The 12,076-nt window shown below is 68.4% G+C and carries 11 protein-coding genes and 1 tRNA gene; 5 read left to right on the forward strand and 7 right to left on the reverse strand.

Annotated elements, in window-relative coordinates; translation table 11 throughout:
• Positions 1–102: 102 nt before the first annotated feature.
• Entirely contained in the window at positions 103–2,226 is a 2,124-nt protein-coding gene (locus tag GGQ93_RS14390) for an alpha/beta hydrolase family protein (RefSeq protein WP_183217902.1), read from the forward strand.
• Positions 2,227–2,307: 81 nt separating this feature from the next.
• Here the strand turns inward: GGQ93_RS14390 and GGQ93_RS14395 are convergent, their stop codons facing one another.
• The gene (locus GGQ93_RS14395; RefSeq protein WP_183217904.1) at positions 2,308–2,661 is read right to left on the reverse strand and encodes a hypothetical protein; all 354 of its coding nucleotides are present in this window, start codon (positions 2,659–2,661) and stop codon (positions 2,308–2,310) included.
• 199 nt (positions 2,662–2,860) lie between these two features.
• On the opposite strand from GGQ93_RS14395, the gene GGQ93_RS14400 reads away from it, so the two are divergent.
• The 4 genes from GGQ93_RS14400 (at position 2,861) to GGQ93_RS14415 (ending at position 7,653) form a co-directional block, all read left to right on the forward strand.
• Positions 2,861–4,894, forward strand: a complete 2,034-nt coding sequence (locus tag GGQ93_RS14400; protein ID WP_183217929.1) for an AsmA family protein — start codon at positions 2,861–2,863, stop codon at positions 4,892–4,894.
• A 77-nt stretch (positions 4,895–4,971) separates the two neighbouring features.
• Positions 4,972–5,868, forward strand: a complete 897-nt coding sequence (locus GGQ93_RS14405; RefSeq protein WP_183217906.1) for an alpha/beta hydrolase — start codon at positions 4,972–4,974, stop codon at positions 5,866–5,868.
• A 337-nt stretch (positions 5,869–6,205) separates the two neighbouring features.
• On the forward strand, positions 6,206–6,727 hold the full coding sequence (locus GGQ93_RS14410; RefSeq protein WP_224764388.1) for a ferritin-like domain-containing protein: 522 nt from the start codon (positions 6,206–6,208) through the stop codon (positions 6,725–6,727).
• Between the two features lie 26 nt (positions 6,728–6,753).
• Positions 6,754–7,653: a manganese catalase family protein gene (locus tag GGQ93_RS14415; protein WP_183217908.1), complete on the forward strand. Its 900-nt coding sequence runs from the start codon at positions 6,754–6,756 to the stop codon at positions 7,651–7,653.
• A gap of 58 nt (positions 7,654–7,711) precedes the next feature.
• Here GGQ93_RS14415 and GGQ93_RS14420 read toward each other — a convergent pair.
• From GGQ93_RS14420 to GGQ93_RS14445, 6 genes are all read right to left on the reverse strand, one after another.
• A tRNA-Leu gene (locus tag GGQ93_RS14420) sits at positions 7,712–7,796 on the reverse strand.
• A 69-nt stretch (positions 7,797–7,865) separates the two neighbouring features.
• On the reverse strand, positions 7,866–8,414 hold the full coding sequence (locus GGQ93_RS14425) for a CcdC protein domain-containing protein (RefSeq protein WP_183217910.1): 549 nt from the start codon (positions 8,412–8,414) through the stop codon (positions 7,866–7,868).
• A 51-nt stretch (positions 8,415–8,465) separates the two neighbouring features.
• Positions 8,466–9,485, reverse strand: a complete 1,020-nt coding sequence (locus GGQ93_RS14430) for a fumarylacetoacetate hydrolase family protein (protein WP_183217917.1) — start codon at positions 9,483–9,485, stop codon at positions 8,466–8,468.
• A 47-nt stretch (positions 9,486–9,532) separates the two neighbouring features.
• Positions 9,533–10,387, reverse strand: a complete 855-nt coding sequence (locus tag GGQ93_RS14435) for a hypothetical protein (protein WP_183217919.1) — start codon at positions 10,385–10,387, stop codon at positions 9,533–9,535.
• Positions 10,388–10,471: 84 nt separating this feature from the next.
• Positions 10,472–10,732, reverse strand: coding sequence for a hypothetical protein (locus GGQ93_RS14440; RefSeq protein WP_224764472.1), 261 nt, complete (start codon positions 10,730–10,732; stop codon positions 10,472–10,474).
• Positions 10,729–11,817, reverse strand: a complete 1,089-nt coding sequence (locus tag GGQ93_RS14445) for an isoaspartyl peptidase/L-asparaginase family protein (protein WP_183217921.1) — start codon at positions 11,815–11,817, stop codon at positions 10,729–10,731. The genes GGQ93_RS14440 and GGQ93_RS14445 overlap by 4 nt, the downstream gene beginning before the upstream one ends.
• Positions 11,818–12,076 lie beyond the last annotated feature (259 nt).

Consider the following 12,076-nt stretch of genomic DNA (forward strand, 5'->3'; position numbering starts at 1 on the left):
CTTGGTCCAAGCAGCTTAGCTAACTTCTGAGCTGTCAGCAACTTCCGCCCGGCGAACGAGGGTGCTACGCCTCGCCGCTGCAAGCTTTGCGAGGACTGCTTCATGCGCCACCGTTCCCTCCTGTTCGCCGCCTGCGCGGCCGTCGCCTTCTCGGGCGCCCTGATGAGCGCCGCTCCGGCCCTGGCCCAGGTTCCGCCCGCCCCGGTTCCGGCGCCGGCCGCGACGCCTGACGCCTTCACCTATCAGGACATGATCTCGGCCAACCGGCTGGGCGATCCGCAGGTGTCGCCGGACGGCCGTTACGTCGTCTATTCGGTGACGACGACGGATGTGGAGGCGAACCGCCGCAGCGGCAGCCTGTGGATATTGGACCTGGAAACGCCGGACGCCGCGCCGCGCCGGCTGGCCATTTCGGACCAGGGCGCCAACACCGCCCGCTGGGGCGCCGACGGCAATCTGTATTTCCTGTCGGGCAAGTCGGGGACCAGCCAGGTGTGGCGCGTCGCCTCGCCGACGGCCGCGCCGGTGCAGGTGACCAATCTGCCGCTGGACGTGAACGCCTATCGGATCAGTCCCTCGGGCGACAAGGTGGCGGTGTCTCTGGCCGTCTATCCGGACGCGGCCGACCTGAACGCCTCGGTCGAGATGGGCAAGGCCGTGGCAGAGCGGAAGTCGACCGGCCAGGTCTATGACCGGATGTTCGTGCGCCATTGGGACACGTGGAATGACCACACCCAGAACCACCTGTTCGTCCAGTCGATCGGCCGCAACGGCCAGGCGACCGGCAATCCGGTCTGGGTCACCAAGGGCTTCGACGGCGACACCCCGTCCAAGCCGTTCGGCGACGAAAGCGACTTCGTCTTCACCCCGGCCGGCGACTCCATCGTCTTTTCGGCGCGTCTGGCCGGCAAGAGCGAGCCGTGGAGCACCAATTTCGACCTGTGGAAGACCAACGGCCTGAGCGGGGACGGGACCTTCACCAATCTGACCCAGGACAATCCGGCCTGGGACGCGGGCCCGGTGTTTTCGCCGGACGGCCGCACCCTGGCCTATCGCGCCATGGCGCGGCCGGGCTTTGAGGCCGATCGCTATCAGATCGTGCTGATGGACGTGCAGAGCGGTCAGAAGCGCGAGATCGCCTCGAACTGGGATCGCTCGGCCGACACCCTGCAATGGTCGCGCGACGGCCAGACGCTTTATACGACCGCCGGCGACGTCGGCTCGACCAAGCTGTTCGCGGTGGATACGCGCAACGGGGTGGTGACGCCGGTCACCGGACCCGGCCATGTCTCGGCCTTCCAGCAGACGCCGTCGGGCTTCGTCTTCGCCCAGGACAGTCTGAAGTCGCCCAGCGATCTGTATTTCAAGACCTATCTGGGTCGTGAAACGCCGCGTCGCCTGACCCAGGCCAATCCGGCCCTGGAGGCCAAGGCCTTCGGGGAATACGAGCAGTTCAGCTTCCCCGGCTGGAACAATGAGACGGTCCACGGCTATGTCATCAAGCCGGTCGGCTATGTCGAGGGTCGCAAATATCCGGTCGCCTTCCTGATCCACGGCGGCCCCCAGGGGTCGTTCGGCGACAGCTGGTCCTATCGCTGGAATCCCGAAACCTACGCCGGCGCCGGCTATGCGGTGGTGATGATCGATTTCCACGGCTCGACCGGTTACGGCCAGGCCTTCACCGACGCCATCAGCCAGCACTGGGGCGACCGGCCGCTGGAGGACCTTCAGAAGGGCTGGGCGGCGGCTCAAGCGAAGTACGCCTTCCTGGACGGCGCCAACGCCTGCGCCCTGGGGGCCTCCTACGGCGGCTATATGATCAACTGGATCGCCGGCAACTGGTCGGACGCCTTCAAATGCCTGGTCAATCACGACGGGGTCTTCGACACCTTCGGCATGGGCTATTCGACCGAGGAGCTGTGGTTCACCGAGTGGGAATACGGCGGCACGCCGTGGGACAGGCCGGAGGGCTATCAGAAGTTCAACCCGGCCAACCATGTCGAGAACTGGAAGACGCCGATGCTGGTGGTCCAGGGCGATCTGGACTTCCGCATTCCGACGGCTCAGGGCCTGTCCACCTTCACCGCCCTGCAACGCCGTGGCATCGACAGCCGCCTGATCGTCTTCCCGAACGAGAACCACTGGGTGCTGAAGCCGGCCAACAGCCTGCAATGGCACAATGAGGTGTTCAGCTGGCTGAACAAACACCTGGCCCCCGCCCAATAGGGGCGGTGCTCCGGAACGACGCCGGAACGACGAAGGGGCGCAGCCGCAAAGGCCGCGCCCCTTTTTTAATGCGCGACGGGGTTAGAGGCCGGCGCGGTCCTGGGTCGAGGAGACCAGCCGCTCGTACTGCCGCTCGGTCATGCAACGGGGCGCGGCCCAATGTTCACCCGCCCGGCGCGCGGCCATGGCGTCCTCCGCCGTGACGAAGACGGGCGCGGCGCCGAACTCGCGCTGGTAGGCGCGCCGGGTGGCGGCGTCGGTTTCACAGATCATCACCGGCTGGACGGCAGAGCTGCGCGTCTGAGCGCGGTCGAGCTCGGCGCGAACGGCCTGAAGACGGGGCTTATCCTGCGTTTGGTGCTGGGTTTGGGCGTGCGCCAGGCCGGGCGCGATCAAGGCGGCGGCGATCAGGGCGGGGGTGATCAAACGGGTCATCGGGCATCCTCCTGCGGCCTGAATTAAAGTCAGGACTCGGACCAAATATGCGCGCATTTTCTACAATGTAAAGCTATTGCGAAAAATACGCTGCAAACGGACCAATATCGAGGCGGATGAGGCGGGCCCGAAAGGGGCGGCGGCGCCAAAACCGCCTTGGGGCGTTGTCTCTGCTTCTGGAGGCCCGCCCTTGCCCAAGATGTTGAACTGGAACGTTTTAAGGTCACGATTTGGCGCCCGCGCCGCCTCGGCCAAGGCGCGCGCCGTCAAGGGACGCGACTGGATCAGGCGCAATGACCCCGTCTACGCCGCCGTGCGCCGCCCGGGGCCGGCCGAATGGTGGGCCGGCGGCCTGACCCTGCTTCTGATCGCCGTCGTCCTGATCTTTCTGGCCTGGTTCGACTGGAATCGGCTGAGGGGACCGATCGGCCGTTGGGCCTCGGCGGAGTATCAGCGCGACATCGCCATTAACGGCGATCTGAATGTTCATCTCTTCAGCTGGACCCCCTCGGTCAGGGTCCAGGGACTGAAGATCGGCGGCCCGGACTGGGCGCGCGATCGCGATACGGCCAGAATCGACACGGTCGAGGCCTCGGTGCGGTTGCGGCGGCTGCTGGCGGGCCAGGTCGAAATGCCCCTGCTGCGCTTCACCCGGCCGCAGGTGGTCCTGATCGCCGCCGAAGACGGCCGCAAGAGCTGGGCTTTGAACGCCGACCGCGCCGACGACGGCCAAGGCATGAAACTGCCGGTGATCCAGAAGCTGGTCATCACCGACGGGCGTCTGGTGTTCGAAGAGCGGCGGCGCAAGATGACCCTGGACGCGGCCGTCGATGCGCACGAGGGCGCGGACGGCGACGCGGGCTTCCTCCTGCAAGGCGAAGGGACGGTCAACCGGTCGCCTCTGACGCTGCGCATCGAAGGCGGGCCCTTCATCAATATTCGCCGCGACCGGCCCTATCGCTTCAAGGCCCGGATGGCGGGAGCGGGCTCCAGCCTGACCGCCACGGGCGCCGTCACCCGACCCTTCGACCTGGGTCGGTTCGACGCGACCCTGACGTTGGAGGGGCGCGATCTGGCGGACCTCTACCTGCTGACGGGCCTGACTCTGCCCAATACGCCCCCCTATCGGCTGAGCGGCGCCCTGAAGCGGAACGAGGCCGTCTGGACCTTCAACGACTTTGACGGCCGGGTGGGGGCGTCGGACCTGTCCGGCGACCTGCGGGTCCAGGGCGGCGGCCGGCTGCAGGTCGAGGCCGAACTGGCGTCGCGTCGACTGGACATCGACGACCTGGCGGCCGTCCTGGGGGCGCGGACCGTCACCAATGCGCGCGGAACCGAGACGGAGGCGCCCGTGGCGAAGGGCGGAAAACTGCTGCCGGACGCGCCGCTCCAGACAGAACGGCTGCGCCAGATGGACGGCAGCCTGACCTATCGCGCCGCTGCGGTGAAGGCCAATGAGCTGGACGTGCGGGCGGTGAACCTGGGCGCCGAGCTGAAGGACGGGATATTGAACCTCGACCCGATCAGCTTCGACTTCAATCGCGGGGCGCTGAACGGGACGGCGCGGATCGACGCCACCCAGGCGCGGCCCTACAGCCGGGTCGACCTGCGGCTGAGCGGCTATCCTCTTGAGTCCATCGTGCCCGCCCGGAACGGCGCGCCGCCGCTGACGGGTCGCGCCCTGGGCCGCGCCCGACTGGAGGGACCGGGCGCCTCGGTCCACCAGTTCGCCGCCTCGTCCAAGGGCACGATCAGCCTGGTCGTGCCGGACGGGCGGATGCGGGCCGCCTTCGCCGAACTGTTGGGCATCAACGCCAGCGCGGGTCTGTTGAAGCTGCTGAGCGGAGATCAGTCGACCGCCCAGATCCGCTGCGCCGTCGCCGATTTCAACGTCAGCGGCGGGACGGCCACCGCCAAGACCCTGGTCATCGACACCGATGTGGTGCTGGCTCAGGGCGGGGGGACGATCGACCTTGGGCAGGAGACGCTGAACCTGCGGATCGACGGCGAGTCCAAGAAGCCGCGTCTGCTGCGGATCTGGGCGCCCATCACCGTCCAGGGGCCGCTGACGGCGCCCCGCGTCGGGGTGGACGTCGGCGCCGTGGCGAGCCAGGGCGGCTTGGCCGGCCTCCTGGCCACGGTGGCGGCGCCGGTGACGGCCCTGTTCGCCTTCGTCGATCCTGGTCTGGCGGAGGACGCCAACTGCGGCCAGCTGATCGCCGGCGCGCGATAGGGCCTTCCGGAAAAGAGTCTCGACGGTGTGAGCCGATCCGCCTCGTCGGGCGTATTGAGGTCCATGGATCGGATCAGATGACGCGCCGGGGCCTTTTCGCGCCCGCCCTGGGACTGGTGGCGGCGGCCTGTTCGCCCCTGAGCTCCCCGGCGCTTTCGCCGCTCGGCCTGTTGAACAGCCTGGGGCCGCGGGATGCCGGCGCGCGTCGCGTGGCGCGCGACCTGCCTTACGGCGACGACCCGCGCCAGCGCATGGACCTCTATGCGCCCAAGGCGCCGGGTCCCCATCCGGTCCTGGTCTTCTTCTATGGCGGGGGCTGGGATTCGGGGTCGCGCGACCTGTACGGCTGGGCGGCGCAGGCCCTGGCGGCGCAGGGGTTCGTCGTCGCCCTGCCGGATTATCGTCTGGTCCCGCAGGCGGTCTTTCCGGCCTTCGTTCAGGACGCCGCCGCCGCGACGGCCAGGGCGGCCGAGGCCGCGCCGGGCCATGGCGGGGATTCGCGCCGCCTGGGCGTGCTGGGCCATTCGGCCGGCGCCTATCTGGCCCTGATGATCACCCTGGACCGGCGCTATATGGCGGCGGTCGAGCGGCCGGATCTGATCCGGGCGGCGGCCGGTCTGGCGGGGCCCTACGATTTTCTGCCCTTCGACGTGGCGGCGTCCCGCAACGCCTTCGGCCGGGCGCCCGATCCGACCCTGACCCAGCCGATCACCTTCGTCCGCCCCGACGCTCCGCCGATCTGGCTGGGCCACGGCACGGCGGACGTCGTGGTCCATGACGAGGACACCCGCCTGCTGCACGCGCGCCAGCGCGCCGTCGGCGGCCGGTCTGAGGCCAAGCTCTATCCCGGCCTGGATCACGCCGATCTGGTGGCGAGCTTCTCGCCCCTGTTTCGCGCCAAGGCCCCGGTTTTGAAGGATGTGACCGGATTCCTGCGACGCGCCTTGGACCGGGACGACGAAACACTTGCTTAAGCACAAAAGCATCTTTTCAACACTGCGACTTAGTGGCAAAAGCCTTCGCAGGTCGAACCTGTATCGTACCTCGATCTTCCACGGCCTGTTCCGAACCTGACTGGCTCCGACGCGGCGACGCGCCGAACCTGACTGGCTCCGGTACAGGCCGTGCAGTGTCGGCCCGGCGTAATCGCCGCCCCGATCGCGCCGCAGAGGCGACCCTTCCACATCACAGGTCCGGCGGTCCGGCACGCGCATTACGGCGGCGATCGTTCCGGCGCGTCCGCTATTCGACACCCGGAAACATCGGCCGGCAGGTCCGGTTACCTCCGCATCCCAATCAAGGAGCGGATGTATGGCTGTGATGACAGACGACGTCTGGCGCGAGGTGTTCGTGACCGGACTGAAGAACGCCCATGGGGTCGAACATCAGGCCCTGGCCCTGATGGACCGTCAGATCGAACGCGCCAAGAACTTCACCGAGGTCGCCGATCAGCTGACGGCGCACCGGGCCGAGACCGAACAGCAGATCACCCGGCTGGAACAGCTGCTGGGACAGTTTGACGAGACGCCTTCCGGCCTGAAGGACGCCGCCCTTTCGCTGGGCGGATCAATGGCGGCCATGGGCCATGTCTTCGCCGAGGACGAGATCCTGAAGAACGCCTTCGCCAACTTCGCCTTCGAGAACTATGAGGCGGCCGTCTACAAGGGGCTGATCCTCCTGGCCCGGCACGGCGACTATACCTCAGCGCTCGATCCGCTCGCTGCGACCCTGGAGGAGGAGCAGCGGATGGCCCGCTGGGTCGACGAGAGCCTGCCGACCCTGACCGAGAAATATCTGCGTCTGAAACGCGACGGCGAAAACCCCAGCCGTTGATCGGCTACGCAATCAAGGATTGACCCATGTTCATGCACAACAAGAAGCTGATGTATACGGTGCGGGTGGCGGAGCCGAACCCCGGCCTGGCCACCCTGATGCTGGAGCAGTTCGGCGGGCCGCAGGGCGAGCTGGCGGCGGCCATGCGCTACTTCACCCAGGGCCTGGCCGACGAGGACGTCAATCGGCGCGACATGCTGATGGACATCGCGACCGAGGAACTGAGCCATCTGGAAGTCATCGGCTCCATCGTCGCCATGCTGAACCGCGGCGCCAAGGGCAAGCTGGCTGAGGCGGCCGAGGAAGAGGCAGATCTCTACGCCAGCATGACCTCCGGCGGAGACAGCCACACCATGTCGATCCTCTATGGCGGCGGCACGGGCCTGGTGAACTCGTCCGGCGTGCCGTGGACGGCCGCCTATATCGACTCCATCGGCGATCCGGCCTGCGACCTGCGCTCCAACATCGCCGCCGAGGCTCGCGCCAAGATCGTCTATGAACGACTGATCAATGTCACCGACGATCCGGGGATCAAGGACGCCCTGTCCTTCCTGATGACGCGCGAAGTGGCGCACCAGAAGTCGTTCGAAAAGGCGCTCTACGCCATCCCCGCCAACTTCCCTCCCGGCAAGATCCCCGGCCGGCCGGAGTTCGCCGACAAATATTACAACATGTCCCAAGGCGAGGGCGACGCCTCCGGTCCCTGGAACGAGGGCGAGCAGTGGGAGGTGGTGTCCGATCGCGAGATGCAGATGGCGGTGGACGGCGGCGACGGCCACGCCACGGTCGAGATGGACGCCAAGGCGGGCAAGGCGGTGGAAGCCTTCATGAGCCGGACCATGTCGGACCCCGAGTCGGACCCCGTGACCGGCGCGGACCTGGGCGCAGGGGCGGGCGCAGGTCGGACGACCCCGATCGAAGACTGAAGAGACGAGAAGAGAGACGGCGGGCGCGGCTGCGGCGGCGTCCGCCGGATCTGATCTTTGGTGCGGGTGGTCGGGCTCGAACCGACACTCCTCTCGGAACTGGATTTTGAGTCCAGCGCGTCTACCAATTCCACCACACCCGCACAGGCGCGAAGGCACCGCTCCTATACCGGCCTCGGCGGCAATTCAACCGCGTCGGCGTCGGCCCCCCGTCAAGCGGCGGGCGGCGCCGCGACCTCCACATGGGCGTCGGTCCCGCCGGCGAGGATGCGTTTGGCGCGAATGTAGATTTCGACGCGCTGCATGACGATCAGCCCCATGGCGAAGACCAGGAAGGCGTCGGTCACGGCCAGGGCGCTCAGATGCCACTGGGCGGCGTGATTTTCGATCAGGTCGCGCAGGGCCGTGCGGCCCGCGAACAGGGCGACCAGCAGGATCAGCCCCAGGGGCGAGGCCTGAGCCATGAGGCTGCCGTCCGGCTCCTTTTCGATGACCACCGTCTTGCCGCGATACCAGCCGGCCAAGCCCCCCAACAGTCCGCCCAAGGCCAGGATCGCCCAGCCGGCGGGGCCGAACGGCGCGTGGACCGCGCCGGGCGCCTGGGTCGAACCCCAAAGGCCAAGCGCGATCAGCGGCAGGACCACCGCAGGCGTCACCCAGATGAACTTCAGCTTCAGCGGCCGCCGCCGCCGGTTCCGCAGCAGGACAAGCGCCAGGACGGCCGGGAAGACCAGAAGCGGGATCAGTTTTTCAGGCGGCATGTCGTTCTCCGGGCCTCCCCCCGGAAGCCGACGTGGGGCAGCCTACACCCGTCAGGACCCGGCCGGAAGCGGGGCCACCGTCTGTTCGATCGCGCCGAAGATGGACCGGTGGTGATCGTCCAGCATCTCGATCCGCACCGTGTCGCCGTGGGTCAGGAAGGGGGTTTCGGGCGCGCCGCGCAGGATCGTCTCGACCGTGCGGACCTCGGCGATGCAGGAATAGCCCAGGCCGCCTTCCGAGACCGGCTTGCCGGGCCCGCCGTCGGCGTCGCGGTTGGAGACCGTGCCCGATCCGATGATCGTTCCGGCCGACAGGGACCGGGTCTTGGCCAGGTGGGCGATCAGGGTTCCGAAGTCGAAGGTCATGTCCACACCGGCGTCGGCCTTGCCGAAGTCCTTGCCGTTCAGCTGGACCGTCAGCTCGCCGTGCAGCTTTCCCTCCTTCCAGCGGTCGCCCAGGGCGTCGGGCGTGACGAAGACGGGCGAAAGGGCGCTTGAGGGCTTGGACTGGACGAAGCCGAAGCCCTTGGCCAGTTCGGCCGGGATCAGATTGCGCAGGGAGACGTCATTGACCAGGCCGACCAGGCGGACGGCGGCCAGGGCCTCGTCTCGCGTCGCGCCCTGGGGCACGTCGCCGGTCACGACCACGATCTCGGCCTCCAGGTCGCAGCCCCAGGCCGGATCGGCCAGCGGGATGGGATCGCGGGGAGCCAGGAAGCCGTCGGAGCCGCCCTGGTACATCAGGGGGTCGGTCCAGAAGCTTTCGGGCATTTCGGCGCCGCGGGCGCGGCGCACCAGTTCGACATGGTTCACATAGGCCGAGCCGTCGGCCCACTGATAGGCGCGGGGCAGGGGAGAGGCGGCGTCCCTTTCGTGGAAGCGGCCGCGCGGCACGGCCTCATGCTCCAGGCTCTCGGCCAGGGCCGCCAGCTGGGGGCCGCAGCGGGCCCAGTCGTCCAGAGCCGCCTGGAGCGTGGGGGCGATCAGAAAGGCGTCGGTGAACCAGTGCAGGTCCTGCGAGACGACCACGAGGCGGCCGTCGCGGCCGTGCTTGAGCGAGGCGAGTTTCATGCCCCACGCCTAGACCGAAATCGCGCCCGGGGGAACAGAGGGAGGGATCAGTGGGCGCTGCGGCCGTGGCCGGGCGTCTGGCCGCCGGGGCGCGGCGTGGACAGCTGGCGGTGGGCGGCGCGCAGTTCCTCGATCCGCTCCTTGCGGCGGCACCAGTGGTCGTTGAACTGGGCCACGGCCTCGCGCAGGGCGGCCAGCTGTTCGGCCTTTGTCATCTCTCGCTCGATCTCCTTCTCGACCGGCTTGGCGGGTGCGGGGGCAGGCGGCGGGGCGGGCTTGGGCGGGAGCGGGGCGTAGGGGGGCTTGTCCAGCACGGCGACGCCGGGGGCTTGGGCGGGGCCGGATTCATCGGCGGGGCCGTGCTCCACCCGGTCGCCCTTGATGACCACATGGCTGTTGGAGACCACGGTCACATTGGCCGGGACGGCGGGGTGAGGGGGGGGTGGACGGTGGGCCTCTTGGTCGGGCTTGGCCGTCGGGTCTTGCGGGGGCGTCTCTTCCTTCGGTTTGACCGTCTCCTTGATCCGGCCCTTCAGGGCGTGATCGACGGCTTTCAGAGGCTTGGACGGCCCCTCGGCCAGGACGACGACGGCGCCCAGACAGTCGTCATAGGTGGCGCGCAGGGCCTTGGCGGCGCCGACCAGGGCGTCGCTGTTGGCGGTCATGGCCGCGTGGCAGGCGCGGTCGATGGCGCGCCAGATTGATTCGGCGGCGTCGGCCTGGGTGGTCGAGGCGCCCTTGCCGGCCCGCCAGGCCAGGACCGTCAGACCCAGGATCAGGGCCGCCAGCAGCAGGAGCAGCAGCGGGTGGACGCCAAGGAGTAGAGTGGAGTCAACGGGTTCTAACGCCGCCGGATCGGGTGTCTGGAAATCCTGCGGATAGTTGGAGACGCTCGCCGACATGCCGCACCCTGTCTGACCCTTTGTTCGCCGAACCATGATGCCGCAGCGGCGAAGCCGGGCCAAGAAAAAGGTTAACGACAGCCCTCAGGCGGCAGGGGTCAGCAGGGCGCGGGCCTCGGCGCCGGTCCGGGCCGCGCGGTCGCGCACCTCGACCTCGACGATGACGCCGCCCTCGGGCTCGACCGCCCACAGATAGCGACGCTCGACCTCGACCGTGCGGCCCGACGGGGCGAACCCCTCGAACGCATCGCCCCAGGGGGTGATCTTCTTCAGCTCGACGAAGGGCATGGCGCAGGCGGCGTCCAGCTCCTCCTCGGCCATCTTGGTCAGTTCGTCGTCGGTCAACGGGGGTCTCCTTCGTCGGCGTATATGGCGACGCGGGTCGGGGTATTCGAAGACACCGCCCCCCGATACATGCCCGAGGTGTTCATGGCGAAGGCGGGGGTTCCGTTCAGGCCCATGACGATGACGCCGCCGTCGCCGCCGATCGAGCCGACGTCGGCGATTTCGGCCTCCGCCGCCGCCTGGACGGTCGCGCCGTCGGCGGTGCGGCGGCAGATGTCGCGGGCGACGGTGGAGCGGATGAAATATTCGCCCGAGCCGGTGGCCGAGACGGCGCAGCCGTCGGCGTTGGAGGCGTAGGCGCCCGCGCCGATGATCGGCGCGTCCCCGACCCGGCCCCAGCGTTTGGCGGTCATGCCGCCGGTCGAGGTGGCGGCGGCGAGGCGGCCCTGGCTGTCCAGGGCCACGGCGCCGACCGTGCCGAACTTCTTCTCGTTCAGGGGCGGGGCGACGCTGGCGTGGGGGGCGGCCGATCGGTCGACGGGCGCGGCGGCGCCGGCGGGGCGTTCCGGTATGGGCAGGCCGGCCTCGGTCAGGGCCTTGACCAGACCCTGCCAGCGGCGCTCGGTAAAGAAGAAGGCCGGATCGACCTGCTCCAACCCGACCGAGGCGGCGAAGGCGTCGGCGCCGGGGCCGATCAACATGACGTGGGGCGACCGCTCCATCACCGCCCGGGCGGCGGCGACCGGGTGGCGGGTCGCAGTCAGGCCGGCGACCGCGCCGGCGGTCAGGTCCGCGCCGTTCATGACGGCGGCGTCCAGTTCGTTACGGCCGGCGGCGGTGAAGACCGCTCCGCGCCCGGCGTTGAACAGGGGATCGTCCTCCATGACCTGGACGGCGGCCTGGACCGCATCCAGCGCCGAGCCGCCGCTCTTCAGCACGGCCGAACCGGCGTCCAGCGCGGCTTGCAGCGCGGCGCGATAGGCCGCGTCCTGCGCAGGCGTCAGGCTGGACCGCTCGATCACGCCCGCCCCGCCATGGATGGCGAGGGACCATTGCGGCGCGGCGTCCTGGGTCTCGACCTGGGCCTGGGCCGAGGAAAAACACAGTGCAAAGAGTGCAATCAGTCCAGAACAGGCGATGCGCATGGTGAAATCCCTCCGGGCGCCGAAAACCGAGTGCAATCGGCGCACCTTCTTAAGAGACGCCGGTCTGTCGCAGTGTAACGCCGCCTTCGCGCGTGTCAGGTCGATTGGCCGAAGAAAATTGGAAACGTCTGAAAATTAGAGTGTTGGCCTTGGGCGATGGGACGTGACGTGACCCCCGTTTCTCATCCAGCCATAACGAGAGTCCTTTGGTGATCTGAACTGGGGTTGGTGGGGTTGGCAAGAGGCCGGTCAGCGTAGC

The organism is Brevundimonas aurantiaca (assembly GCF_014199955.1).
Lineage (GTDB): Bacteria > Pseudomonadota > Alphaproteobacteria > Caulobacterales > Caulobacteraceae > Brevundimonas > Brevundimonas aurantiaca.

Coding starts and splice junctions, on each gene's coding strand:
- GGQ93_RS14435 (WP_183217919.1), bottom strand. CDS start 10,387: ATGTCGGCGAGCGTCTCCAACTATCCGCAGGATTTCCAGACACCCGAT.
- GGQ93_RS14445 (WP_183217921.1), bottom strand. CDS start 11,817: ATGCGCATCGCCTGTTCTGGACTGATTGCACTCTTTGCACTGTGTTTT.
- GGQ93_RS14425 (WP_183217910.1), bottom strand. CDS start 8,414: ATGCCGCCTGAAAAACTGATCCCGCTTCTGGTCTTCCCGGCCGTCCTG.
- GGQ93_RS14410 (WP_224764388.1), top strand. CDS start 6,206: ATGGCTGTGATGACAGACGACGTCTGGCGCGAGGTGTTCGTGACCGGA.
- GGQ93_RS14400 (WP_183217929.1), top strand. CDS start 2,861: ATGTTGAACTGGAACGTTTTAAGGTCACGATTTGGCGCCCGCGCCGCC.
- GGQ93_RS14390 (WP_183217902.1), top strand. CDS start 103: ATGCGCCACCGTTCCCTCCTGTTCGCCGCCTGCGCGGCCGTCGCCTTC.
- GGQ93_RS14405 (WP_183217906.1), top strand. CDS start 4,972: ATGACGCGCCGGGGCCTTTTCGCGCCCGCCCTGGGACTGGTGGCGGCG.
- GGQ93_RS14430 (WP_183217917.1), bottom strand. CDS start 9,485: ATGAAACTCGCCTCGCTCAAGCACGGCCGCGACGGCCGCCTCGTGGTC.
- GGQ93_RS14415 (WP_183217908.1), top strand. CDS start 6,754: ATGTTCATGCACAACAAGAAGCTGATGTATACGGTGCGGGTGGCGGAG.
- GGQ93_RS14395 (WP_183217904.1), bottom strand. CDS start 2,661: ATGACCCGTTTGATCACCCCCGCCCTGATCGCCGCCGCCTTGATCGCG.